This window comes from Secundilactobacillus yichangensis, assembly GCF_016861565.1.
GTDB lineage: Bacteria > Bacillota > Bacilli > Lactobacillales > Lactobacillaceae > Secundilactobacillus > Secundilactobacillus yichangensis.
Window position 1 is genome coordinate 176,486 of the sequence record NZ_BOLK01000004.1, and the last position, 24,036, is coordinate 200,521.

The 24,036-nt window shown below is 43.8% G+C and carries 27 protein-coding genes; 24 read left to right on the top strand and 3 right to left on the bottom strand.

Going from position 1 to position 24,036, the window contains the following annotated elements:
* The first annotated feature begins 21 nt into the window (after positions 1-21).
* Genes atpE through JUE95_RS05375 form a run of 7 tightly spaced genes read left to right on the top strand, consistent with a single transcriptional unit; the run spans position 22 to position 5,692 of the window.
* A complete protein-coding gene (gene atpE / locus JUE95_RS05345; protein WP_089088992.1) occupies positions 22-234 on the top strand; it encodes a F0F1 ATP synthase subunit C in 213 nt (70 codons plus the stop codon).
* A 50-nt stretch (positions 235-284) separates the two neighbouring features.
* A complete protein-coding gene (gene atpF, locus JUE95_RS05350; RefSeq protein ID WP_098825986.1) occupies positions 285-788 on the top strand; it encodes a F0F1 ATP synthase subunit B in 504 nt (167 codons plus the stop codon).
* 1 nt (position 789) lies between these two features.
* Positions 790-1,332: an ATP synthase F1 subunit delta gene (gene atpH / locus JUE95_RS05355; protein WP_203649743.1), complete on the top strand. Its 543-nt coding sequence runs from the start codon at positions 790-792 to the stop codon at positions 1,330-1,332.
* Between the two features lie 28 nt (positions 1,333-1,360).
* Positions 1,361-2,896: a F0F1 ATP synthase subunit alpha gene (atpA, locus tag JUE95_RS05360; protein WP_203649745.1), complete on the top strand. Its 1,536-nt coding sequence runs from the start codon at positions 1,361-1,363 to the stop codon at positions 2,894-2,896.
* A gap of 25 nt (positions 2,897-2,921) precedes the next feature.
* Positions 2,922-3,815, top strand: a complete 894-nt coding sequence (locus tag JUE95_RS05365; RefSeq protein ID WP_203649747.1) for a F0F1 ATP synthase subunit gamma — start codon at positions 2,922-2,924, stop codon at positions 3,813-3,815.
* A 22-nt stretch (positions 3,816-3,837) separates the two neighbouring features.
* Positions 3,838-5,250 (top strand): F0F1 ATP synthase subunit beta, encoded by a 1,413-nt coding sequence (gene atpD, locus JUE95_RS05370; RefSeq protein WP_203649749.1) that lies wholly within the window; start codon positions 3,838-3,840, stop codon positions 5,248-5,250.
* A 13-nt stretch (positions 5,251-5,263) separates the two neighbouring features.
* Positions 5,264-5,692 carry a F0F1 ATP synthase subunit epsilon gene (locus JUE95_RS05375; RefSeq protein WP_203649750.1) on the top strand — a complete coding sequence of 143 codons (429 nt, stop codon included), beginning with the start codon at positions 5,264-5,266 and terminating at the stop codon, positions 5,690-5,692.
* A gap of 270 nt (positions 5,693-5,962) precedes the next feature.
* On the opposite strand, the gene JUE95_RS05380 is transcribed toward JUE95_RS05375, so the two are convergent.
* From JUE95_RS05380 to JUE95_RS05390, 3 genes are read right to left on the bottom strand one after another with little or no spacing between them, the layout of a single operon-like run.
* Positions 5,963-6,946, bottom strand: coding sequence for a lipoate--protein ligase (locus JUE95_RS05380; protein ID WP_203649752.1), 984 nt, complete (start codon positions 6,944-6,946; stop codon positions 5,963-5,965).
* Positions 6,943-7,839: a lipoyl synthase gene (gene lipA, locus JUE95_RS05385; RefSeq protein WP_203649754.1), complete on the bottom strand. Its 897-nt coding sequence runs from the start codon at positions 7,837-7,839 to the stop codon at positions 6,943-6,945. The genes JUE95_RS05380 and lipA overlap by 4 nt, the downstream gene beginning before the upstream one ends.
* 12 nt (positions 7,840-7,851) lie before the next feature.
* A complete protein-coding gene (locus JUE95_RS05390; protein ID WP_235995207.1) occupies positions 7,852-8,100 on the bottom strand; it encodes a lipoyl domain-containing protein in 249 nt (82 codons plus the stop codon).
* 457 nt (positions 8,101-8,557) lie between these two features.
* Here JUE95_RS05390 and JUE95_RS05395 point away from each other — a divergent pair, with 457 nt between their 5' ends.
* The 17 genes from JUE95_RS05395 (at position 8,558) to JUE95_RS05475 (ending at position 24,014) form a co-directional block, all read left to right on the top strand.
* Complete coding sequence (locus JUE95_RS05395; protein WP_089089265.1) at positions 8,558-8,788, top strand: DUF1146 family protein; 231 nt, start codon at positions 8,558-8,560, stop codon at positions 8,786-8,788.
* Between the two features lie 23 nt (positions 8,789-8,811).
* The gene (gene murA / locus JUE95_RS05400) at positions 8,812-10,116 is read left to right on the top strand and encodes a UDP-N-acetylglucosamine 1-carboxyvinyltransferase (protein ID WP_203649758.1); all 1,305 of its coding nucleotides are present in this window, start codon (positions 8,812-8,814) and stop codon (positions 10,114-10,116) included.
* A 119-nt stretch (positions 10,117-10,235) separates the two neighbouring features.
* Complete coding sequence (locus tag JUE95_RS05405) at positions 10,236-11,243, top strand: rod shape-determining protein (RefSeq protein ID WP_203649760.1); 1,008 nt, start codon at positions 10,236-10,238, stop codon at positions 11,241-11,243.
* A gap of 23 nt (positions 11,244-11,266) precedes the next feature.
* The gene (gene yidD / locus JUE95_RS05410) at positions 11,267-11,527 is read left to right on the top strand and encodes a membrane protein insertion efficiency factor YidD (protein WP_373305666.1); all 261 of its coding nucleotides are present in this window, start codon (positions 11,267-11,269) and stop codon (positions 11,525-11,527) included.
* A 20-nt stretch (positions 11,528-11,547) separates the two neighbouring features.
* On the top strand, positions 11,548-11,769 hold the full coding sequence (locus JUE95_RS05415) for a DUF2969 domain-containing protein (protein ID WP_203649763.1): 222 nt from the start codon (positions 11,548-11,550) through the stop codon (positions 11,767-11,769).
* A 114-nt stretch (positions 11,770-11,883) separates the two neighbouring features.
* Positions 11,884-13,080 (top strand): FtsW/RodA/SpoVE family cell cycle protein, encoded by a 1,197-nt coding sequence (locus tag JUE95_RS05420; RefSeq protein WP_203649765.1) that lies wholly within the window; start codon positions 11,884-11,886, stop codon positions 13,078-13,080.
* 29 nt (positions 13,081-13,109) lie between these two features.
* Complete coding sequence (locus JUE95_RS05425) at positions 13,110-13,412, top strand: glycine cleavage system H family protein (protein ID WP_203649767.1); 303 nt, start codon at positions 13,110-13,112, stop codon at positions 13,410-13,412.
* A gap of 385 nt (positions 13,413-13,797) precedes the next feature.
* On the top strand, positions 13,798-14,832 hold the full coding sequence (locus tag JUE95_RS05430) for a methionine ABC transporter ATP-binding protein (RefSeq protein WP_203649769.1): 1,035 nt from the start codon (positions 13,798-13,800) through the stop codon (positions 14,830-14,832).
* A 40-nt stretch (positions 14,833-14,872) separates the two neighbouring features.
* Positions 14,873-15,508: a methionine ABC transporter permease gene (locus JUE95_RS05435; RefSeq protein WP_203649840.1), complete on the top strand. Its 636-nt coding sequence runs from the start codon at positions 14,873-14,875 to the stop codon at positions 15,506-15,508.
* Between the two features lie 35 nt (positions 15,509-15,543).
* Positions 15,544-16,377 carry a MetQ/NlpA family ABC transporter substrate-binding protein gene (locus tag JUE95_RS05440; RefSeq protein ID WP_203649770.1) on the top strand — a complete coding sequence of 278 codons (834 nt, stop codon included), beginning with the start codon at positions 15,544-15,546 and terminating at the stop codon, positions 16,375-16,377.
* Positions 16,378-16,642: 265 nt separating this feature from the next.
* Positions 16,643-17,398, top strand: a complete 756-nt coding sequence (locus JUE95_RS05445; RefSeq protein WP_203649772.1) for an ABC transporter ATP-binding protein — start codon at positions 16,643-16,645, stop codon at positions 17,396-17,398.
* 14 nt (positions 17,399-17,412) lie between these two features.
* Positions 17,413-19,224 carry an FtsX-like permease family protein gene (locus tag JUE95_RS05450; RefSeq protein ID WP_203649774.1) on the top strand — a complete coding sequence of 604 codons (1,812 nt, stop codon included), beginning with the start codon at positions 17,413-17,415 and terminating at the stop codon, positions 19,222-19,224.
* A gap of 37 nt (positions 19,225-19,261) precedes the next feature.
* Positions 19,262-19,633: a GntR family transcriptional regulator gene (locus JUE95_RS05455; protein WP_203649776.1), complete on the top strand. Its 372-nt coding sequence runs from the start codon at positions 19,262-19,264 to the stop codon at positions 19,631-19,633.
* The gene (locus JUE95_RS05460) at positions 19,626-20,510 is read left to right on the top strand and encodes an ABC transporter ATP-binding protein (RefSeq protein ID WP_203649777.1); all 885 of its coding nucleotides are present in this window, start codon (positions 19,626-19,628) and stop codon (positions 20,508-20,510) included. Before JUE95_RS05455 ends, JUE95_RS05460 begins: the two co-directional genes overlap by 8 nt.
* The gene (locus JUE95_RS05465; RefSeq protein ID WP_203649779.1) at positions 20,500-21,279 is read left to right on the top strand and encodes a hypothetical protein; all 780 of its coding nucleotides are present in this window, start codon (positions 20,500-20,502) and stop codon (positions 21,277-21,279) included. The genes JUE95_RS05460 and JUE95_RS05465 overlap by 11 nt, the downstream gene beginning before the upstream one ends.
* Positions 21,280-21,360: 81 nt before the next feature.
* Positions 21,361-22,344, top strand: coding sequence for a DUF2785 domain-containing protein (locus JUE95_RS05470; RefSeq protein WP_203649781.1), 984 nt, complete (start codon positions 21,361-21,363; stop codon positions 22,342-22,344).
* Between the two features lie 11 nt (positions 22,345-22,355).
* A complete protein-coding gene (locus JUE95_RS05475; protein WP_203649783.1) occupies positions 22,356-24,014 on the top strand; it encodes a glycerophosphodiester phosphodiesterase in 1,659 nt (552 codons plus the stop codon).
* Positions 24,015-24,036: the final 22 nt, after the last annotated feature.

The window sequence follows — 24,036 nt, forward strand, 5'->3', positions numbered from 1 at the left end:
TTTAAGGAGGAACTACAGATTATGGGAGCTATTGCAGCAGGTATTGCCATGGCCGGTGCAGCTATCGGTGGTGGTGTCGGTGATGGTATCGTTATTTCTAAGATGCTAGAAGGTATGTCACGCCAACCAGAATTATCTGGTCAATTACGGACTAACATGTTCATTGGTGTTGGGTTGGTTGAAGCCATGCCTATCATTGCCTTCGTTGTGGCCTTGCTTGTTATGAACAAGTAATGTTTTGCAACACGTTAAATTTAATTTTTAACAGAAGGAGGTGTCAATAGATGTTTTCACATTTAGCCGTAGCTAGTAGTCTTGCAATTGGAGATATGCTCTTCTATGCGATTTGTTTCATCATATTGATGTGGTTGATCAAGCTGGTTGCTTGGAAGCCAATCAATCAAATGATGCAAGATCGTGCTGACAAGATCTCTAATGATATCGATTCAGCAGAAAAGTCGCGTGACGATGCAGCAAAGCTTGCAAAACAACGTCAAGATGCGCTAGCTAATTCTCGTCAAGAAGCTACAGGAATTGTTGATTCTGCTAAGAAGCAAGGTCAACAACAACGCGATGGTATTTTAGCTCAAGCCCAAACCGATGCTCAGGCATTGAAGGACAACGCTAAGAAGGACATCGAGCAAGAGCGTCAAGATGCATTGTCTAGCGTACGTAACGATGTGGCTGACCTATCTATTGAGATTGCTTCCAAGATCATTCAAAAAGAATTAAACGCTGATGATCAAAAGGCATTGATTGATTCTTATATCGAAGGGTTGGGGAAGTAACATGAGTCTTGATAAGGTAACGGTAGCCAAGCGCTACTCAAAAGCGCTGTTTGAACTGCTTGCGAGCAACGACCAACTGGACGCTGCTTACGGGGACCTCAAACAGCTTCGTAAAGTCTTTCTGGACAACCCGCAATTGGGCAGTGCATTAACCGATAGTAGTTTAGCGCTAGCTAAGCGGGAAGCCTTAGTCAAGCCGTTATTAGATAGTACTGAAGGTACGATCCATAATTTGGTTCAAATGGTTTATGATTACGATCGGATGGATGCAATGGTAGAAATCATTGATCAGTTCGAACAACTGTATGATGAACATAACCAAACGGTTTATGCCGATGTCACTACTGCGGTCGCCCTTGATGATGCACAGCTTGATGCTATTAAATCAGGTTATGCTAAGCGGGTCGGCGCCAAACAAGTCATTTTAACAAGTAAAGTTGATACGTCTATTATTGGCGGCGTGATTATTCGGTCTGCTGGAACGATCCTTGATGGTTCCATTAAGACGAAAATTCACCGTTTGCGTCAAACATTATTAGTATAAGAGATCTTTATAAAGGGGTGAAACCTATATGAGCATTAAAGCTGAGGAAATCAGTGCTCTAATCAAACAACAATTAGCAAACTACCAAGACGAGATCTCTGTTGAAGAAACTGGTACTGTTACCTATGTTGGTGATGGTATCGCCAGAGCTCACGGACTTGAAAACGCGTTGGCTGGTGAGTTGCTCGAATTCGATAGCGGGGTTTATGGCATGGTCCAAAACCTTGAAAGTAACGATGTTGGTATCGTTGTCCTTGGTGATTTCACAAAGATCACTGAAGGCGATACAGTTAAGCGTACTGGTCGTATCATGGAAGTTCCCGTTGGAGATGCCATGATCGGTCGGGTCGTTAACTCATTAGGTCAACCCGTTGATGGTAAGGGCGAAATCAAAACTGATAAAACCCGTCCTATCGAACGAAAAGCACCAGGCGTTATGCAACGGAAGTCAGTTTTCCAACCACTTCAAACTGGTATGAAAGCCATTGACTCCTTAGTTCCAATTGGTCGTGGTCAACGTGAATTGATCATTGGTGACCGTAAAACTGGTAAAACAACAGTTGGTATTGATACGATCATTAACCAAAAAGACCAAGATATGATTTGTATTTACGTTGCGATCGGTCAAAAGGAATCAACTGTTCGTAGTCAAGTAGAAACCTTACGTAAGTTTGGTGCTATGGACTACACGATCGTTGTTACTGCCGGTCCATCAGAACCAGCTCCATTACTCTACATCGCGCCATATGCCGGTGCTGCTATGGGTGAAGAGTTCATGTTTAACGGCAAGCACGTTTTGATTATCTATGATGATCTTTCAAAACAAGCCGATGCCTATCGTGAACTTTCCTTGATTCTTCGTCGGCCACCAGGTCGTGAAGCTTATCCTGGGGATATTTTCTACACCCACTCACGGTTACTCGAACGGGCTGCTAAGCTGAGCGATGATCTTGGCGGTGGTTCAATGACTGCTATGCCAATCGTTGAAACTAAAGCTGGAGACATTTCAGCTTACATTCCAACCAACGTTATTTCCATCACCGATGGTCAAATTTTCTTGGATAGCGATTCGTTCTATTCAGGTATTCGGCCAGCTATCGATGCCGGGACTTCCGTTTCCCGGGTTGGTGGTGATGCCCAAATCAAGGCGATGAAGAAAGTTGCCGGGACACTTCGTTTGGACCTTGCTTCATATCATGAATTGGAATCATTTGCTCAATTTGGTTCTGATTTGGATGAAGCTACCCAGGCTAAGCTGAACCGTGGTGCTCGTACTGTCGAAGTATTGAAGCAACCGCTGCATTCTCCACTTCCAGTTGAAAAACAAGTCTTGATCTTGTACGCATTAACCCATGGTTATCTTGATAAGGTTGAGTTGGATGATATCGCCAAGTTCCAAAGCGGACTCTTTGATTTCTTCGATGCCTCACATGCCGATCTGCTTGAAACAATCCGTAAGACCGGTGATTTGCCAGACAACGATAAGATGGAAGCAGCCGTTTCTGAATTTGCCAAAACATTCCAACCAACGAATGATGACAAAGAAACCGTAGCGAACAAATAAACTTGAGGAAGGATAGTGAGAGCTGATGGCTGAATCAATGAGCGCTGTTCAACACCGCATTGCTTCAACAAAGAGTACACGCCAGATCACTTCAGCGATGCAGATGATTTCAACTGCTAAGTTGAATCAGATTCAAAAAGCAGCCGTAGGTTACCAAGACTACGTTAGCAAAGTCAAAGCTGTTGTGATGCATCTGGCAAAATCTCATCTATTGGATGGTTCCTCGAGTGATTCGCAATCCAAGCAGTCAAGTAAGACAGCATATTTAGTCATTACTTCTGATAGGGGTATGGTTGGCAGTTATAACAGTAACGTCCTTCGTGAGACCAATGAATTCATTACGAGCCACAGTGGCGATAATGAACATATGATTCTTGCAGTTGGCGGTACTGGTGCTGATTTCTATAAAAAGCGCGGTGAAAACGTGGCCTACGAATATCGTGGTGTCAGTGATGTGCCGACTTTTAACGAAGTTAGAGAAATTGTCAAAACGATTACCTCAATGTATGATAGTGGCGTTTTCAGTGAACTCTATGTTTGCTACAGCCATTTCGTTAACCGAATCAGTTCTCGGTTCCGTGGCGAAAAGATGTTGCCAGTTGACAGTGAAACACTAAGTGGCGATGCGGCTGAGGAAACTCAAGCACAACCGCTGACAGCAACTTACGATATGGAACCTTCTGAAAAGGAAGTATTGAAAGTTGTTCTACCACAGTATTCAGAAAGCCTCATTTTTGGAGCAATCTTGGATGCTAAGACGTCTGAACACGCATCAAGTTCTAATGCTATGAAGTCGGCTTCAGATAATGCTGACGACCTCATTGCTGACCTTGAATTGCAATATAATCGTGCTCGCCAAGCAGCAATTACGACTGAAATTACTGAAATTACTGGTGGGCAAGAGGCATTGAATAATTAATGACGGGAGGAATTAACGAATAATGAGTTCTGGTAAAGTTGTTCAAGTTATCGGACCAGTTGTCGACGTTGAATTCCCGTTGGATGACGAACTCCCAGATATCAATACTGCGCTTCACATCAAAAAAGATGATGGCAGTTTCCTTGTTACTGAAGTTACCCTTGAATTAGGTGACGGTGTAATGAGAACGATTGCCATGGATGGTACTGATGGTCTTCGTCGTGGAATGGAAGTTGAAAACACTGGTTCTTCAATTACCGTTCCAGTCGGCGATGACACACTTGGTCGAGTATTTAACGTCCTCGGGGATCCAATTGACGGCGGTCCCGAATTCGGCCCAGATGCTGAAAGATTACCAATTCACCGTGACGCTCCTAAGTACGATGAATTGAATCCTACTTCAGAAATTCTGGAAACCGGGATTAAAGTTATTGACTTGTTAGCACCTTATGTTCGTGGTGGTAAAATTGGTTTGTTCGGTGGTGCCGGTGTTGGTAAAACCGTTCTGATTCAAGAATTAATCCACAACATTGCACAAGGCCATAACGGTATTTCTGTCTTCACAGGTGTCGGTGAACGTACCCGTGAAGGTAACGATATGTACTATGAAATGAAAGGCTCGGGTGTTCTCGAGAAAACGGCCATGGTCTATGGTCAAATGAACGAGCCACCTGGTGCACGTATGCGGGTTGCTTTGACTGGCTTAACCATTGCGGAGTACTTCCGTGATGTTAAGGGTCAAGATGTGCTGTTATTTATTGATAACATCTTCCGGTTTACTCAAGCCGGGATGGAAGTTTCAGCCTTACTTGGCCGGATTCCTTCAGCCGTTGGTTACCAACCTACGTTGGCTACCGAAATGGGTCAGTTACAAGAACGGATCACTTCTACTAAGAAGGGTTCAATCACTTCTATTCAAGCGGTTTACGTTCCTGCCGATGATTATACCGACCCTGCTCCAGCAACGACTTTCGCCCATTTGGACGCTACCACCAACCTGGAACGTTCATTGACGCAACAAGGTATCTACCCAGCCGTTGACCCGTTGGCTTCAACTTCAACTGCCCTTGACCCACAAGTTGTTGGTCAAGAACACTATGAAGTGGCCACGGAAGTTCAACACGTTTTGCAACGTTACCGTGAACTTCAAGACATTATCTCAATTCTTGGGATGGATGAATTGTCAGACGAAGAACAGACCATTGTTGGTCGTGCTCGTCGGATTCAATTCTTCCTGTCACAAAGTTTCTCTGTTGCTGAACAATTTACCGGGTTACCAGGTAAGTATGTTCCGGTTTCCGATACCGTTAAAGGCTTTAAGGAAATCTTGGAAGGTAAGTATGATGATCTTCCAGAAGATGCTTTCCGTAACTGTGGCCCAATTGAAGACGTTGTTGAAAACGCCAAGAAGATGCAGGCTAACTTAAGCAAGTAAGGAGGGGTTCTAATTGGCTGATGATCAATCAGTTTTAACCGTTAGTATCGTAACCCCCGATGGTAACGTCTATGATAACGAGCAAGTTAAGATGCTAGTCGTAAAGACGCAGCTTGGTGAACTCGGTATTATGGCCAACCACGTTCCTGTGATTGCTTCGTTAGCATTTGATGAAGCACGTATCCAATCAGCCAACGGTGATCAGAAAGATAAAATTGCCGTAAATGGCGGTTTCATCGAATTCTCTGACAATGTTGCAACCATTGTCGCTGACTCTGCGGAAAAACAAGATGAAATCGATGTTGAACGTGCTCAAAACGCTAAGAAACGGGCTGAAGCTCGGATCAAAAAAGCGCAAGATGCACACGATAAAGATGAACTTGCACGTGCAGAAGTTGCACTTCGGCGGGCGATCAATCGAATTAACGTTGCTGGCAAGTAAAATTGCAAGCGAGGACGCTATGCCATTTATGGCTAGCGTCTTTTTTTGCTCCAAATTGAAAGCTGCATAAAAAGGAAGCTGATTGTCGGGTATTTAACAATCAACTTCCCCTTTTTATAAACTAATTGTTTAATTAAGTATTATCTAATGATTTGTATTTAGGGTTTAAGAATAATTTGAGTCAGTAATTTTTAAAATGAGTTACCTGACAGCAACTTTTGATGGTTAACCTCAAATCTTGCTTTTTCAGTAAAATATTCCACAATCATATTAAAATAATAACTCAGTCAACTGTTCCGGTTGAAGACCCTTGATGGGGGTTTGCCGTAGCTGATGTTCAATCACTGGTGTGACCGCTTGGGGCTGATAGGTCTTGCCAATCAGAGCCTGTTCGAAGCGCTGAAGGTTGATATTACTAAAGAAATCACCGGAAATCTTGATTGCTGAAAAACGCTGATGGTGATCTAAACTGAATGCAACGGCAATTACGCCAATGCCCTTTAAGTAGCGCTTATGGACGTGGTCAAAATCGCGGTGATCACTGTGCCATACCGCAGCCTCGCTAAAGTGCTCGGCGGCGATTACCCGTAAGCGGCTTTCTTCAGCAGAAGTTAAATAATCTGTTTTGGCGTTGGTGATCTCGATCAGCGCGTGTTCAAGTTGCTGTTTAAACTCCGCTGCGGTCCAGTTAGGTTGCTGTTCAATCAGGTTCACCGTTCGCTGGTGGACAGAGCTGATATGCTTTGCTTTCAGTTTTACCGGATCGACCTTTAGCACATGTGCCATCCAGTTCAGGTTTGAATTAAACAGCAGGCTGCCGTGATGCAGACGGAAGCCGTCAGTCATGTATTGGGCGCTACCAGAAACTTTGCGGCCGTCAACCACTAAGTCGTTACGGCTGTCATTTTGGGTTTTGATGCCGATTCGGTTCAGTGCTTGACTGACTAGACTCAAACCCGAAGTGAAATCAATGGTAGTGTCTTGAGTAGGCGTGATCAGAGTGAACTGACAGCCGCCTTGATCGTTATAAATGGTACCGCCACCCGACAATCGTCTGACTGCGGCAATGTGGTTAGCTTCTATAAAGGGGCGATTAAGCTCATTTTCAGCGGTTTGATACTTACCTAACATGACGGTCGGTGTTGTAGACCATAACAGTAAAACCGGTTCAGAGGGGCGCTTTTCAGTCATTAAATAGTATTCTAAAGCAAAGTTGTGTCGCACATCTAGGCTGTCGACAGGTAAGTAAATCATTTGTTTTCCACCGCTTCCAGCTCCTCCTTAGCTTTGTAGGAACTGCGGACAAGTGGTGAGCTGGCAACGAATTTGAAGCCGCGCTTCATTGCTTGTTTATAGTATTCCTGATAACGCTTCATCGGTACCCATTCACGCAGGGTGTAGTTTTTGGGGCCTGGTTGGACATATTGACCAATTGTTAAGAAGTCAACGTCGATTGCCCGCAAGTCGTCCATTAACTGGTAAACTTCTTCGTCCTTTTCGCCAAGGCCAAGCATGATCCCCGTCTTGACGTACATGGTTTTAGGCGCGTGTTCCTTGACGTACTTTAAAACGTGAAGGGAGGTCTCGTAAGTTGCACGGTTGCGAACTTTAGGCGTGATGCGGCGAACAGTTTCCATGTTGTGGTTAAAGACATCTGGGCCGGCCGCAATCACTTTATCCAAGCAGTCTTCGCGGCCTTGAAAATCAGGTGTCAGGACTTCAATGGAAGTCTTGGGATTGAGTTCCCTAATGGCGTTAATAGTTCTGACGAATTGGTCAGCACCTAAGTCTGGTAAGTCATCCCGGTCAACGCTGGTGACCACCACGTGGGTCAGACCAAGTTTTTTAGTCGCTTGGGCAACTCGTAGTGGTTCTAGCAGGTCGACATCTTTGGGATGCCCATGTGGAATGTCGCAAAAGCGGCAGGCACGGGTGCAGTTGGGCCCTAGGATAATGAACGAAGCTGATCCGCTGCCGAAACATTCGCCCAAGTTTGGGCAGTTAGCTTCCGCGCAAACCGTGTTTAGGTTCATTCCAGAAAGCAAGCTAGTCATCTTATCGACTTTTTTTTGATCGTACGTTACTTTTAACCAGCTTGGCTTTGCCGGTGCTTTAGTTGGTGCAGATGTTTGTTGTTTTGCTGTCATTTTGAATTCCTCCTAAGCGACTTCGATAGTTGCAACTAGGTCGCCAACTTTTGTGGTTTCACCAGCAGCTACCTCTTGTGCTTTTAAGATGCCATCTTCTTGGCTTTCAACTTGGCTGATGGCCTTTTCAGTTTCAACTTCAAACAAGACGTCGCCAGTCTTCACTGAATCGCCAGGCTGCTTGTCCCATTTACCGAAAAAGTACTCATCAGATTTGGGACTCAGCTTTGGCATATGAACTTCTTTAATCAAAATAATCATCTCCGTGAATGAAATGTTCAACTTAACGACTAAAGATTACCATCAAACGATAAGATTGTGAAATGGCGTAAATATTCTTTGTGGATAGCGCTTTCAAACGTTGGCATAGAAGTAAAGTTGTTGAATAAATGGCACTTCACAAGGAATATGTCTGATAGTCTATTAGTATATTAAAAAGTCAATTTTAATGAATAATTAATAATTCCAAAAATAGATTAACCTAGTTAAACTAAGTGTGAAGCAGTGATCGACTAACTTTGTGGTGAAAAAGGGATTTTTATTCGATGCAAATTTAGTCGTTTATAATGATAACTATAAAATTTATGTTACACATAAGGACTAAGATCGCGTAAAAAGTTTGCTTTGTAAAACGTAATATTACAAATGCAATAGAATTGGGGACAGAAGGCATGAAATATGCTATATTTTAGGGGTAATGCAGAAAGGAAAGTGAACCATGCAAACTATCGGTGCTCAGGCTTTGATGACATTAATTAGTCATTTTGTCTTTATTTTTGTGGCTTTTTGGAGTATTCAAAAACTACACATTGAGAACGTCATGCGGCTTTATCCGAGCCAAGCACGGGTACTGATCGTTTTACTGTCGGTAACAGTAGGCTATACCTGCAGCGAATTTTTCTTGAACTTTATAGATAATGTTAGAAATTTAATTTTTCTCGTTAAATAATGCAGCTTGTGGAGGGAATTTTTTTGGAAAAGATTATTGTACATGGCGGCCGCGAACTATCTGGGACTGTTCACATTGAAGGCGCAAAGAATGCTGTGTTGCCGATTTTAGCAGCATCGATCTTGGCTGAACATGATGATATGGTCCTCACAAACGTTCCGATTCTATCCGACGTCTATACCATGAATAAGGTATTAAAGTTTTTGAACTTGGACGTGGATTTTGATGAAGAAACAAATACGATTCGTTTAAATGCTGCTAAAAAATTGTCAACTCAAGCACCCTTTGAGTATGTTTCTAAAATGCGTGCTTCAATCGTAGTGATGGGGCCGCTATTGGCGCGCTACGGTCATGCAAAAGTTGCGATGCCTGGTGGCTGTGCTATTGGAACGCGGCCAGTTGACTTGCATCTGAAGGGCTTTGAAGCGCTAGGGGCCACTATTGATCAGCATGATGGCTACATTGAAGCCACTGCTGAGCGGCTGGTTGGCGCGAACATTTACCTTGATTTCCCAAGTGTCGGTGCAACCCAAAACATTATGATGGCTGCTACGTTAGCTGAGGGAACGACAACGATTGAAAATGTTGCTCGCGAACCAGAAATTGTGGATTTGGCCAATGTTTTGAATAAAATGGGTGCTAAAGTCCGTGGTGCCGGCACCGAAACGATTCGGGTAGAAGGCGTTACCAGCATGCACGGAACTGAACACTACGTTGTACAGGACCGAATCGAAGCGGGGACCTTTATGGTAGCAGCCGCCTTAACTCATGGTAATGTGTTAGTTAAGAATGCGATTGCTGAGCATAATAAGCCGTTGATTTCTAAACTTGAAGAGATGGGTGTCACGGTTTTGATTGAAGATGATGGCGTTCGCGTCATTGGCCCCGAAACCTTGAAGCCAACTAACGTTAAAACCTTACCGCACCCCGGCTTTCCAACGGATATGCAGCCCCAGATGACCGTCCTTCATCTCTGTGCTGATGGTACGAGTACGTTAACCGAAACGGTTTTTGAAAATCGGTTCATGCACTTGGAAGAACTTCGACGGATGAACGCCAAGTTTAAAGTCGAAGGCCGGACGGTTGCCCTGTACGGACCAACCCAGTTTAACGGCGCGGAAGTAGCGGCTTCTGATTTACGGGCCGCAGCTGCATTGGTACTTGCCGGCTTAGTTGCTAACGGTTATACACAGGTGACTAATTTGAAGTATCTTGATCGTGGTTACTATAATTTCCACTTAAAGCTAAGAGCGTTAGGTGCAGAAATTGAACGGGTTAGTGTACCGGAACAAGAAGAAGTTATTCTAAAGACTAAAACGAATGATTAATTCAACGCGGAGAGTTCGGAACGGCGAGTCTGTTCCGAACTTTTTTCGCTTACCCCATCTTAGTATGGATATGCTATAATTAACGGTTGAGATAATAAGTTCAGGAGGAATTCGATAGGATGGCAAAAGATATTGGTATTGACCTTGGTACCGCCAACGTTTTGATTTACGCGGTTGGCAAGGGAATCGTTTTAAACGAGCCCTCAGTTGTGGCGGTTGATACAAAGTCAAATCAAGTACTAGCAGTAGGCTCAGAAGCCTACCGGATGGTGGGACGTACCCCAAGCAACATTCGGGCAATCCGGCCATTAAAGGATGGTGTGATCTCTGACTTTGACGTCACTGAAAGCATGCTGTCATATTTTATTAGTAAATTAAGTGTAAAGGGCTTTATGGCAAAGCCGAACATTATGATCTGTGCACCTACCAATATTACTGAAATTGAGCGCCGTGCTATTATACAGGCTGCTGAAAAGTCCGGCGGCGGCAAAGTTTATTTGGAAGAAGAACCAAAGGTTGCTGCCGTTGGTGCCGGAATGGATATTTTCAAGCCGCAAGGCAACATGGTTATCGACATTGGTGGCGGGACGAGTGACATTGCCGTCTTGTCACTTGGTGACATTGTGGCCAGCAAGTCAATTCGAATTGCCGGTGATGAGTTAAACGCTAACATTATTAATTTCTTAAAGACTCAGCATAATTTACAGGTTGGTGAACGAACCGCCGAATCTATTAAGATCAAGATCGGTTCAGCATATCCGGATGATGATCACAACGAATCTTTGGAAGTTCGTGGTCGTGATTCCGTTTCTGGTATGCCACGGTCAATCGAAGTGACATCTAAGGATATTTATCCTGCAATCAGCAGTGTCATGGATCAAATTGTCAAGGCTGCTAAAGACGTGCTGGAAGTTGTTCCACCAGAGTTGGCCGCTGATATTATCGACCGCGGCATTATGCTTACCGGTGGGGGTGCTTTACTTCACGGTGTTGATAAGCTCTTGATCGAACAGTTGAAGGTTCCGGTTGTAATTTCAGAAAACCCACTAGATAACGTAGCCAAGGGTGCCGGTATTTTATTGGAACACATGAACGCAGCGACCACCAAGAAGCATGGTCGTAGATAGGAGTCGCTTTGAAAAGGTTATTGATGATGCTTGTGCGCGGCTATCAGCGCTTTATTTCACCGTTATTTCCGCCAACTTGCCGTTATTCACCAACCTGTTCAGCCTACACTTTAAAAGCACTGCAGAAACACGGTGCCATTAAAGGAACTTTAATGGGTGCAGCACGGATACTTCGCTGTAATCCGTTTGTGCACGGCGGCTATGATCCTGTCCCAGATCATTTCAGTTTAAAGCGCAACAAACAAGCTGAAATGGCCTATCTAAAAGAGATGAATTTAAAATAAAATTGTAAAAGGAGTTCCCCATGTCTAAAAAGAAACAACCAGTCGGTGTGGCAATCGACGATGTCACGGTTAAAGGCGTTGATGGGTTACAACTGTCCATTAATAAAGAAGTAATCGGGACCGTAATGCCACTGGAAAACGGCTCTTTTGAGGCTCAAGTTGGTTCTGATCGCCCGGTCAAAGTTAAAACACAGGACGAAGCTATTGAGTACTTGATTCAAACCTATAATCTACATCATTAATCTTCTCACTTGATATTTGAGACCTAAAAAAACGGTTAAGGATAGCAAATTTTTATCAGGATGGTGTTGAAGCCGTCTATAATAAACGCGTGAGTGAGAGGAGGATATGATGCAATGAATGAACGTCGCGAAGATGATTCAGAATCGCGAATCGACTATGGCGTTATTTTTTGCGTTCTGATGCTGGCATTGATCGGCCTTGCGTCGATTTATGTCGCGGCAACTCATGATTCCGGTGCAACCAACGTGATGACTGTCATGGTGTCGCAGGTTGCATGGTACGTTATCGGAACGATTGCCGTGGTCATTATTATGCAGTTTGATTCAGAACAGTTGTGGAAAGTAGCACCCTTGGCGTATTGGCTGGGAATTTTTCTGCTGACGGCTGTGCTGGTATTTTACAGCCGTTCCTACGCGGCTTCTACCGGTGCTAAATCGTGGTTCGCTATTGGACCATTGACTTTCCAACCTTCAGAGGTGATGAAACCAGCCTTCATCTTAATGCTGGCACGAGTTGCCAGTGACCATAATCATAAATATTATGAGCATACTACGCATTCGGATTGGCTATTATTGGGTAAAATGGTGGCTTGGCTGCTGCCAGTAGCCGTATTACTTCGGCTCCAAAATGACTTTGGGACGATGTTGGTGTTCTTTGCAATTGTGGCAGGTGTTGCACTAGTCGCGGGAATCACTTGGCGGATTATTGTTCCGGTGGCAGCTGCTTTGGCAGGTGTTGGCGGCGGGGCGTTAATGCTGGTCGCCACCACTACTGGGCGGACGATACTGGAACATTTAGGTTTTGCATCGTATCAGTTTTCACGAATCGATACTTGGCTGAACCCGGCAAGTAACACCTCTGATCAGGGTTATCAACTATGGCAAAGTATGAAGGCCATTGGCTCTGGTGGTATTTTCGGAACTGGTTTCGATGTTTCTAAGGTATACGTTCCGGTGCGTGAATCCGATATGATCTTTTCGGTTATTGGTGAAAACTTCGGTTTTATTGGCAGTTTAATTTTGATTTTGCTCTATTTCATGTTGATCTACCAAATGATCCGAGTGACATTTGATACCAAAAACGTATTTTATGCCTATATTTCAACCGGTGTTATCATGATGATTTTATTTCATACCTTTGAAAATATTGGGATGAATATTGGCTTGCTGCCACTGACAGGGATTCCTTTACCATTCGTCAGCCAAGGTGGGTCCGCGCTGATTGGGAATATGATAGGTATTGGCTTAATCATGTCGATGCGTTATCATAATAAGAGTTACATGTTTAGTCGTAACGAGGACTTTGAATAGAGTCAAAATAATTGGTATGAGGTGAAAGTATGAGTGAAGAAGCAACTTATTTCTGGACAAAAGTAATGGATGGCAAGACTCGTCTTGGGTTAACGAAAGCTGGTCAAGATGAATTAGGTACCATTAAGTTTGCTCACCTACCAAGTGTTGGCGACAAAGTGACGAAGGGCAAGACATTGATTAGCGTTGAAGCTGAAAAAGCCGTCTCGGACATTGACAGTCCTGTCAGCGGTGAAGTTGTTGCTGTGAACCCACAGTTAGCTAACGACTTTGACAGCTTAAATAGTGAAGAAGAAGCTGACGCTTGGCTCGTTGATATTAAGGAAGCCTAATTGCAGTTTGATTAGATTCTGAAATTTCAATGACATTTTTCCTTGACAGCTCTCATTGAGATGACTATACTTTTGTCATTGACTTAATTGAATAAGAGATCGGCAGAATGAGTAAGCGTTGAGTGGACGCTAAGAGAGTCCCAAGTGGTGAAAAGGGATCGGCACGAAACACTGAAGATGGTTTTGCACAAAGAGGTTACGGTGAACTTGAGTAAGCCGTGACTGGTTAACGGCCACTATCCCGTTGAGTCTTCGGACTCGTTGAGGTTATTGCTGTGAGGCAGTAACGAATATAAGGTGGTACGCGATAAGCTTCGCCCTTACTTAAATCATTTGATTTAAGTTGGGACGAGGCTTTTTTATTTGGATAAAGGAGGTAACCGCAGTGATTGAATTTAAAGACGTGACAAAAACATTCACCACTAAAGATGGCGATTTGACCGCTGTTTCCGATGTTAATTTAAACATTGATGACGGTGAAATATATGGCATTGTTGGTTATTCCGGTGCTGGGAAAAGTACCTTGACACGGATGTTAAATGGTCTTGAAACCCCAACCAGCGGTGAGATTGATATTAACGGTGATAAAATCACGGCACTTTCAGGAACGGAGTTAAGAAGAAAACGGCAAAAGATCGGCATGATCTTTCAGCATTTCAACTTACTTTGGTCACGGACAGTGATTCAAAACATCATGTTCCCATTGGAAGTGGCAGGAGTATCACGCAAGAAACGGCAGGAAAAAGCGCAGCATTTAGTTGACCTAGTTGGGTTGACCGGTCGTGAGCATTCTTACCCGTCCGAATTATCAGGTGGTCAAAAGCAACGGGTTGGGGTTGCCAGAGCTTTGGCTAACGATCCAGAAATCCTGATTTCCGATGAAGCTACCAGTGCTTTGGACCCCCAAACGACGGATGAGGTTTTGGATCTGCTGCTGGAGATCAACAAGAAAATGAATTTGAGCATTGTACTCATTACGCATGAAATGCACGCCATTCGTAAAATTTGCGATCACGTGGCAGTTATGGATGATGGTAAGGTCGTTGAACAAGGCACGGTCTTCAACGTCTTCCGGAACCCGAAACAAGAGATTACTAAGCGCTTTGTCAGTGAAGAAGTCGATCCAGCGTTGACCGATACGAACAGTATCGTGGAAGACTTGATCAAGAGTTATCCGGAAGGGACCATTGTTCAGCTGGTCTTTCATGGCGACCAAGCCAAATTACCGATTGTTTCTGAAATGATTCACCGGTTTCCAAAACTGCAAGTCAGCATCATTGAGGGCAGTATCCACCAAACGCAGGAAGGGTCCATTGGTTCACTTTACTTGCAGATCACTGGTGAGAAAGAAAGTATGGATGGCGCCTTGGAGCTGCTGAAGAAAATGCGCGTGGAAACGGAGGTGATTCACCGTGACTAACGGATCGTACTTTGCGTTTAAAACGGTTGATTGGGCCAACATGGGCGCTGCAACTTGGGAGACCATTTGGATGACAGTGGTTTCGATGATTGCCGTTGCAATCTTAGGAGTTTTATTAGGTTTGCTATTATTTGAGACAACGGCTAGTCAAAGTATTTGGGTCAAAGTGCTTAACGCTGTCGTTTCCTTCCTGGTTAACGTCTTTCGGTCAATTCCGTTCATCATTTTGATTATGTTGCTTTTGCCAATCACCAAGAACTTGGTGGGAACCATCATTGGTCCGGTTGCCGCGCTGCCATCGCTGATTGTTTCAGCAGCGCCGTTTTACGCCCGGATGGTTGAATTAGCATTCCACGAAATCGATCGTGGCGTTATTGAAGCCGCTGAAGCGATGGGAGCTAGCAGCTGGCAGATTGTCTACAAAGTATTACTGCCAGAGAGTATGCCGGCATTGGTATCAGGTGCAACGGTGACGACCATCTCATTGATTGGCTATACCGCAATGGCTGGTGCTATCGGTGCCGGTGGCTTAGGGAACTTGGCCTACATTGATGGTTTCCAGGCAAACAATAACACCATCGTGCTGGTTGCAACGGTTATCATTGTGGTTATCGTTTTTGCATTTCAATTTATTGGGGATTTCCTGGTTCGCCGGATTGATAAGCGGACCTTATAAAAACTTATTATTCTACATTTTGGGAGGAATTGTTCATGAAGACTTCGAAACGGATTCTAGGTATTTTAGGAATTGCTGCAACGACCATACTATTAGCCGCTTGCGGTAACAGTTCAAGTAAGCCAAAAACCACTACGATTACGGTGGGTGCTTCGGCCGTGCCTCACGCACAAATCTTGAAGCACGTTCAGCCTCAACTGAAAAAGGAAGGCGTTAACTTAAAGATCAAGGTTTTCCAAGATTACGTTATGCCTAATAAAGCCTTAGCAAGTAAGGAATTGGATGCTAATTACTTCCAGCACACACCATTCTTAAACCAATGGAACAAAGCTAACCATGGTACGTTGGTCAGTGCCGGTGGTGTTCACTTGGAACCAATTTCAGCTTACTCAAAGAAAGTTAAGAACTTAAAAGATGTCAAGGATGGGTCAACCATTTTAGCAAGTTCTAACACCCCTGACTACGGCCGTATCTTGACGATTTTGCAGGATGCTGGGTTGATCAAGGTTAAGAAGGGTATTGATATTACCACCGCAAACTTCTCAGACATTACGTCAAACCCTCGTCATTTGAAGTTCAAGCACAGTTATGAACCAAAATTGATGCCAAGTATCTACAAGAACGGTGAAGGCGACGTGGACTTCATTAACGCTAACTACGCTGTTCAAGCAGGCTTGAATCCATTGAAGCAAGCTATCGCAACTGAAAAGTCATCGTCTCCATACGTCAACATTGTTGCCGTGCGGAAGGGTGACCAAAAGAAGCCAGCTATCAAGAAATTGATGAAGGCATTGCAATCAAAGAGTACACAAAAGTGGATCTATAACCACTATAAAGGTGCCGTATTGCCAGCTAAGAGTTATAAGTAAGAGAGCTTAAAAAGGGACGTTTAGCCCCCAGAGTATAACAGAAATAACCCTATCACCCCGAACTTGGGTGGTAGGGTTATTTCTGTTATACGGCCGGGGGCTGTCTCTTTTTACGCGTTTAGGCTAGGTAAACGGAATAGCTTCACATTTTCTAACCCCCAAAAAATTTCCAATTGACAAACCATCGTCTCACCTTTATAGTTAGCTACATGAGTAACTAACCAAATAACGAATGGTTATCATTATGGATCAATGGAGGGGAATCATGACACTAAACCCAGTTGTCTCGGTACGAGACTTACACAAAACCTATGGCAGGACAGGTGAGAAGCAGTATGAGGCATTGAAGGGCATCAGCTTTGATGTAACCGCGGATGAATTTGTCGGCATCATGGGTGCCTCAGGGTCAGGCAAAACGACATTACTTAATATTCTAGCAACGTTAGATGAGCCGACGTCGGGTGAAGTCGAAATTAACCAGCAGGTTTTAGCCAATTTAAAGGGTAACCAAATTGCTGATTTTCGGGCCAAGCAGGTAGGCTTTATTTTTCAGGATTTTAACCTGCTAGAGAATCTAACGAACTATGAAAACATTGCGTTGCCACTCTCATTACAAAATATCAGTCGAAAAAAAGCGCAGCCTGAAGTTCAACGGGTTGCGAAGCAATTAAATATAGAAACGATTTTAGAAAAATATCCAACTGAAATCTCTGGCGGACAAAAGCAGCGAGTTGCCGCAGCACGGGCACTGGTCTCTCATCCAGCCATTCTTTTCGGCGATGAACCTACTGGCGCTCTTGATTCAAACAGCGCTCGGGATCTATTAGAGATGCTGTCAGCCGTGAATCACGATCAACAAGTGCCAATTTTACTGGTGACGCACGATCCGTTTTCTGCCAGCTATTGCCAACGCATCTTGTTTATTAAAGATGGCAAAATTAGTCAGGAAATTAGAAGAGGGAGCCAATCCCAACAGCAATTCTACCAAGCTATTCTTGATACGCTTGGCACATTTGATTAGGGGAGGACAGCCATATGTTAAACAGACTTGAATTTGCCGGTATTAAAAGCCGGCTAAAAGATTACATTGTGCTGTTTTTTGGTTTGATCATGTCCAGCGCGATATTTTATATGTTTGAATCATTGGCGACTAATAAAGCCTTTATTAAAGCCAACGCACGACAGATTACTGGTGCCGGCTTCATCTTCTTATTTGGTGCCATTCTCTTGACCATCATTACGCTTGTTTATGTTTTTTACGCCAATTCATTTTTAATGAGTATGCGTCGTCATGACTACGGCTTATTCATGATGCTTGGTGCGAAGCAATCTAAAATTGGCCAGCTGATATTAGTAGAAACGATGGTGATTGGTACCATTGCTAGTGTGATTGGTACGTTGGTAGGCTGGGGGCTCACTGCTACTGTTGGTCCGTTTTTAATGAGCCGAATGATTGGTACCAAATTACAGCATTTCAACGCTTTTTATTTACCAGCGGTTTTGATTACCATTGCACTGTATCTCGTTTTGTTTCTAATTGCTGGGGTGATCAACCGGTTTGCGTTAACGAAGACGTCAGTAATGCAGTTGTTGAAAGGTGACAGTCAGCCAAACAGGACCGTGTTGAAACCCATCAGTCAGCTAGCTCAGGTTGGCATCGGCATTGCATTGCTTACGCTTGGTTACTATGCCATGAGTCACATTCAAAAATTTGCGCTAAGCGCTATACCAATTGGGTTAGTGACCATTGTACTGGGGACTTATTTCTTATTCAACGCCATTTTTGTTTGGCTGATACTACTACTCAAGCGCTCAGGTTGGAGTAACCGCGGGTTAAACGCCTTTACGTTATCACAGCTTAGCTTTCGGATTCATAACTATACCAAAATTTTATCGGTAGTTTCAATCCTGATTGCTCTTTCATTGGGAGCAATTACTGTTGGCATTGGTATGCAGCGGCAAGTAACAGCTTTATCAACTGCCAGCAGCCCTTATACCATGGCAATCAAGAATCCATCGCGAAAAACTAGTCAACTGATCGATCAGTTAGCATTAGATACCAAGGTCACTTATCAGCAAAAGGAGACCAATAAGGTGATCTATTACCGTGCTGACCAACTCAAAAAACAGCCGGTGCAGTTTACTGGTTTTAAACCGCTATTGGATTCAAATAGAAGAAATCGTTTAGCATCACCGAAATACCGGAGCCTTACCAGTACCCAATTAAAGCAGCATCCAGAAAAATTGATGGTGCTGCAGCCGAATGCGCCTCAAAAGACTTTCCGGCTTGTTTCGCGAACTGTCTTTAACAAGGTTCCGGGTCAATCCCAGCGGTTAACGCTATTCAGGGTTAAAAATTTGCAGGCAGAAAAAACTAGGTTAAAACGAATCGTTGCTAGTATGGGAAGCCCTGCAGTTGAAACGATTCCGGGGACCTATGGTACTTTTGTTCTCGGCACGGTGTTATTCGGTGGTCTTGAATTTATGGGTTTCTTTTTAGGAATCGCTTTTCTAGCCATGCTTGCTAGTTGCCTGATGTTTAAGATCCTCAGCGGGGCTGCCAGCGATAAACGGCGTTATGAGATGTTAAATAAGGTTGGTGCCCGGCAGTCACAGCTTCGAGGTTCGATTGCTCGTGAGATTTTGGTTTTGTTTGCATTGCCCGCAATCGTTGGAATTGTCCACGTCCTTTTTGGGCTTCAGATGTTTAAGGTATTAATGCTGAATCCGTATTATCAGATTTGGTTACCATTTACAATTTTCTTTGTCTTGTATATGATTTATTACATTATAACCGTTCGGCTATACGACCACATTGTGTTGCCAAAGCTCACAATCGATAAATAAGTGGTTAACGGTGAAAGGAAGGATTGGATGGTGGATCATGCAGTTTGACTTTAATAGTACTGAACCGCTGTACCTACAGGTTGCGGAGCAGATTGAAGAAGCCATTTTTACGAACAGCTTTGAAGAGGGGACGCAAGTGCCTTCTACAACGGAAATTTCTAAACAATTTCACATTAATCCGGCCACGGTTCTTAAAGGGATGAACATTCTGGTCACTCATCATTTTTTGGAAAAGAGGCGTGGCTTGGGGATGTTTGTAGCAGCGGGTGCCCACGCAAAAATCCGGGAAAAAAGGCAGGCGGAATTCTACGACGACTACGTGATTAACCTGGTCAAAGAAGCAAAAAAATTAACGTTACCCGAAACAACCATTCTTGAAATGATAAAAAGGGGGTTCAAAAATGGCTAAATCTAAGCCAATTATAATTAAGCACGTCAGTAAATCGTTTGCCAAGCAGCAAGTTCTGAACAATATTGATCTGACTATCGAACCGGAAACAATCTACGGTCTATTAGGCCGAAACGGTGCTGGTAAAAGCACGTTATTCAACATCATTACTAATCGAATTCCGTCAAGTAGTGGAGAAGTCACGATTGGCGGTCAAACGGTAACCAACAATGATGAGCTGCTTAACCGAATCTACCTCATGAGTGAAGCAAACCTGTATCCCTCAAGGATGCGGGTGAAGGAGATCTTTAAATTAACGGCTCAGCTCTATCAGGGAATGGATATGGCACTGACTCAAACATTGACAAAACAGTTTGGGCTAAATGTTAATACCCGTTTCAGTAAACTGTCTACTGGATCACGTTCAATCATGAAACTGATTATTGCCTTGGCGGTTGATGTTGACTACGTTTTCTTAGATGAACCAACGCTTGGGCTGGACGCCAATCATCGCCGCTTATTCTACGATGATTTGCTGGATAGCTATGCTAAACGGCCGCGCAGTTTTATTATCTCCACGCATTTGATAGAAGAAGCCAGTAGCTTAATCGAACGCGTCTGGGTCTTGCAGGGCCATCAGATCATTATTAATGGGTCTACTGAAGCGGTATTGAATAAGGGCTTTGCTGTGACTGGGCCAACCGTGGATGTTGAAGCTTATACGAAAGGTTTGAATATTATCGGCCATGAGGCGTTGGGCAATCTGATGGTCCACTACATTTACGGTGAGCTGAATAACGATCGGCCGATACCGGACACTGTTTCAATCAGTCATATCGATTTACAGCGGCTATTCATTTATTTAACTAATCAGGAGGTGGCAACCGTTGAGAATTAAAGCGGCCTTTTCGTATCAGCTTAAAAATTATTTTAAATCATTCGGCTGGGTTTATTTGTGGTCAGTCGCGGTAGTTGTCATACTGCCCTTCTTGATTTCGCTGCTTCTAGGGAGAATCAACATTTATGACATAAGCAACTACTTGCCTCAGTTATTGCCAGCCATGATTCTAAGCTTTTATCTCTTCGTGTTTGGCGGGATCAGTTATGATGGGTTCAAATTATTTATTCAAAATGGGATTGGCCGAAAAACTTATTTCTTCAGCAAACTATACGCCTTGACCATTATTCTGGTAGTGGGTGAGGTTATTAACGTGCTGTATGGCATTTTCTACCATCGATTCATTAACGCCAAAAAGAACCCGGTGATGACCTTTAGCGTGTTATATGGGCACTATTTCAATTCAGCGGCTGCCAATGCGGTCTCAGTGTTTATCATTACGATACTTTTTATTGCTTGCATCATGGTTACCGGGATGGTCATCGGATCGTGTTTAGGCTTGTTCAGCCGGCGGATGCAACGGGCAATCATTGTTGGCGCCCCAATTGTTCTATTTGTGCTTTTGGCAGTGCTGGTGATGTTAAATGATCAAACTAGCTTAAAAATGACCTGGATAGGTGATTTCTTACTCTTTATTGTTGGTATGGGGAACCAATCGAATACCGGTCATTTTGTGGCTTTTGCACCAATGCTTTCGGGCGCAATTTACTTCATCGTGATGTTACTGATTAGTTACCGTCTTACTTTACATTTTCGGGTTCCCAGATAGTAACGGGGTTCGACTGCTTATTTTCTCGCTAGTCATAAACGTGCTAAAATAAGAACATGATCAAAGATCGGAGCGAGAAAAGTGGAAGCCAACAATCAGATAGATGACATACGTGAAGAGCTAAATGAAATCCGTAAACAGGTTAACGCAGGTGAACTATTTCAATCACTCAGCGGCAGACTTGAGTCATTGGTCAATTCGGTAAAGTGTGAAACAACTGTAAGTGATGTACAGCTACCTGATGATAATGACGGGATTCGCGACTTACTGACGCAGCTGAACGACCAGCTTAGAGATGAATCGCTAATCACCGTCAGTGATCAGCAAGTTCTTCAGTTGGTGCGGCATATTGGATCACCTGATCCCAACGTTCGCGATAAGGGAATTTATTTCCTGTTTAACGATCTGATTCAGCAGCACTTACTTTCAGATCAGCAAATGACAATGGTCGTGCGCTATTTAACCAGTGATACGGTCCTTTTCGCTCACATCCTTGAACCTGAAAACGACGCTGTCTACCAGCGGGCATTCGCGGTGCTGTTACTTTCAGTCATGATGTATGCCGATCGTGCCGGCTACCACTTTTTGGACCAGGATTTGGTCAATCAAGTTGTTGATCAGTTGGCGTTATACATGGTGTTAGAAGCAGATACTCGCGGTTTTATTAAAACTAACGGCTGGGCCCATGCATTCACCCATATCGGTAATTTGCTGGACGAACTGTCAGAGCGTGAGCATTTGAAGCGGGCGGATAAACTTTTTCTCATGGCAATCATCATTGAGCGGTATAAGACGTTAGACGGTCCCTTAATTTTTGGGGAACCGCAGCGCTTAGCTGGCTATCTCGCACGGCTGACGAATAAGAATCAACTGTATGCCGACTACTTCTTGAAGCAGCTTAAACATTGGCGGCAGGAGTTAGTAGTGGTGCAGCAGCAGGAGAGTCAATCTGGCTGGAACCGGATCTATAATCGTGGCCGGTTGATTGAGTCAATGATTGTCCGGCATGATTTCAACGACAGCATTATGCAATATTTGCGCTCAGTGATTGACTTTTTAGCTTAGTGAGTGAAAGGGTGAAACCAATCAATTATTATCGACGTTTATTTCAAACGAGTTATCAATTATTAAAGGTGCGGGTGATTAACCTCGGCTGGCTCCTGTTGCTGGCAATCTTAGTTACACTGCATATTCTCATGTTGAATCCAGGTTTAGTAGCCACCAAAGTGATCCTGATTATTGGTTTTTTATCAGGATTAATTTTTGAGTTGAACTTGATCTTAACCGCCTTTACGACCAATAAAACTATTTTGAATCAAACTGACCTCCTGATGCTGACGTCGTGGCACAGATTAGGCAAGCGCTGGCTGCAGTTAACGAGCCTGGTGGTTTTACTGGCAGTTTTATGGTTACCATTTGGGGATGCCGGTTTTACGGCACCAGTACTTAACTTAGTGATGCTGCCCATCAAGTGGGTGGACACGGTTGTCTTGCAGCGCCGAATCGTGGTTGCAGTTCTTATTGTGTTATACGGGATTGTACTGTATGGTTTTCTCAAATTGCTGGGTTTCTTGCGAGTGACGGTCAAGCCGGAATTGGTACCGATCAATGGCTGGCACCGGCTAGTGTGGTTCTTGCGCCCGCTGGTAGCTATTTGGCTGCCAATGTCAATTATTGACCACCTGGTTGTTCACGCTTTGCGCGGCTTAAGCAGTCTGCTTTCAAATGGGGTCGGTAATGGTACTAGTCTGGTCACCTTGGTTGTGGTAATTATCTTCTCACTGATCAGCCTTAGTCTTTTTTTGTTGGCGATGGTCTGGGAGTCGGTTGCGCAACCGGATTTTCAGCCGGAATTTTCGGAGGACGAAGCCCATTTGCACAGCATGGCCTGGTTCCCAACGGGATTAGTCATGCTTTTAATTATTCTTTTTGGGTTTCAAGCCTTTCATTTTGGTTCGGTTGCAGCTTCACCGAGTCTGACGATTGCACACCGCGGAGTGATCGGTAACAATGGTATTCCCAATTCACTGGATGCCTTTGAACGGACCGTGAGACATCAGCCAAATTTTGTTGAAATTGATGTTCAAGAAACCAAGGACGGTCAATTTGTTGTTTCTCACGGTGAAGATGTGAACTTAAAAACCGAAACTGGCGCAAAAATTTCAAACATTCAGAAGTTAACGTTGAATCAGCTTAAAAAAAATCGTGCTGAAAAAGACGGGAAAACAACCAAAATTATTAGTCTAGCCAGTTATTTAACAGCAGCTAAAAAAGAGAATCAGCGGTTGATCGTTGAAATTAAAGTGACGCCTCGTGACAGTTCTGATATGGTTCAGCGCTTTGCTGCGCAGTATGGTAGCCAGCTGATTGCCAATCATGATTTTGTGCACACCATGAGTTATCAAGCTGTTCTTAAGCTGAAACAGTTAGACCCCAATCTGATTGTGGGCTATATTGTGCCGCTGAACGTGATGTCGATTAAAAATTTGCCTGCCGATTTTTATTCCTTGCAGGCAATCGGTCTGAATACGACCATGATTCGACAGGCCCATTCCATCGGAGCGCCAGTTTTTGTTTGGACACCCGATAAGATTGCTGACATGCAGATCATGCGGGTGCTTGGGGTGGATGGTCAAATTACCAACCAGACAACTAAGCTTCAGCAAGTTAATCGTCAGCCCGTCAAACAGTTTAATTGGGCAATCGTTGAAAATGTCGTGAACCAGTTCTGTTAATTTCACGTATTTAGCTCTATAA

Coding starts and splice junctions, on each gene's coding strand:
- atpF (WP_098825986.1), top strand. CDS start 285: ATGTTTTCACATTTAGCCGTAGCTAGTAGTCTTGCAATTGGAGATATG.
- JUE95_RS05450 (WP_203649774.1), top strand. CDS start 17,413: ATGTTAAACAGACTTGAATTTGCCGGTATTAAAAGCCGGCTAAAAGAT.
- atpH (WP_203649743.1), top strand. CDS start 790: ATGAGTCTTGATAAGGTAACGGTAGCCAAGCGCTACTCAAAAGCGCTG.
- JUE95_RS05460 (WP_203649777.1), top strand. CDS start 19,626: ATGGCTAAATCTAAGCCAATTATAATTAAGCACGTCAGTAAATCGTTT.
- JUE95_RS05395 (WP_089089265.1), top strand. CDS start 8,558: ATGCAAACTATCGGTGCTCAGGCTTTGATGACATTAATTAGTCATTTT.
- yidD (WP_373305666.1), top strand. CDS start 11,267: ATGATGCTTGTGCGCGGCTATCAGCGCTTTATTTCACCGTTATTTCCG.
- JUE95_RS05420 (WP_203649765.1), top strand. CDS start 11,884: ATGAATGAACGTCGCGAAGATGATTCAGAATCGCGAATCGACTATGGC.
- lipA (WP_203649754.1), bottom strand. CDS start 7,839: ATGACAGCAAAACAACAAACATCTGCACCAACTAAAGCACCGGCAAAG.
- JUE95_RS05455 (WP_203649776.1), top strand. CDS start 19,262: ATGCAGTTTGACTTTAATAGTACTGAACCGCTGTACCTACAGGTTGCG.
- atpE (WP_089088992.1), top strand. CDS start 22: ATGGGAGCTATTGCAGCAGGTATTGCCATGGCCGGTGCAGCTATCGGT.
- atpD (WP_203649749.1), top strand. CDS start 3,838: ATGAGTTCTGGTAAAGTTGTTCAAGTTATCGGACCAGTTGTCGACGTT.
- JUE95_RS05435 (WP_203649840.1), top strand. CDS start 14,873: ATGGGCGCTGCAACTTGGGAGACCATTTGGATGACAGTGGTTTCGATG.
- JUE95_RS05380 (WP_203649752.1), bottom strand. CDS start 6,946: ATGATTTACTTACCTGTCGACAGCCTAGATGTGCGACACAACTTTGCT.
- JUE95_RS05365 (WP_203649747.1), top strand. CDS start 2,922: ATGGCTGAATCAATGAGCGCTGTTCAACACCGCATTGCTTCAACAAAG.
- JUE95_RS05405 (WP_203649760.1), top strand. CDS start 10,236: ATGGCAAAAGATATTGGTATTGACCTTGGTACCGCCAACGTTTTGATT.
- JUE95_RS05415 (WP_203649763.1), top strand. CDS start 11,548: ATGTCTAAAAAGAAACAACCAGTCGGTGTGGCAATCGACGATGTCACG.
- JUE95_RS05390 (WP_235995207.1), bottom strand. CDS start 8,100: ATGATTATTTTGATTAAAGAAGTTCATATGCCAAAGCTGAGTCCCAAA.
- JUE95_RS05445 (WP_203649772.1), top strand. CDS start 16,643: ATGACACTAAACCCAGTTGTCTCGGTACGAGACTTACACAAAACCTAT.
- JUE95_RS05440 (WP_203649770.1), top strand. CDS start 15,544: ATGAAGACTTCGAAACGGATTCTAGGTATTTTAGGAATTGCTGCAACG.
- atpA (WP_203649745.1), top strand. CDS start 1,361: ATGAGCATTAAAGCTGAGGAAATCAGTGCTCTAATCAAACAACAATTA.
- JUE95_RS05425 (WP_203649767.1), top strand. CDS start 13,110: ATGAGTGAAGAAGCAACTTATTTCTGGACAAAAGTAATGGATGGCAAG.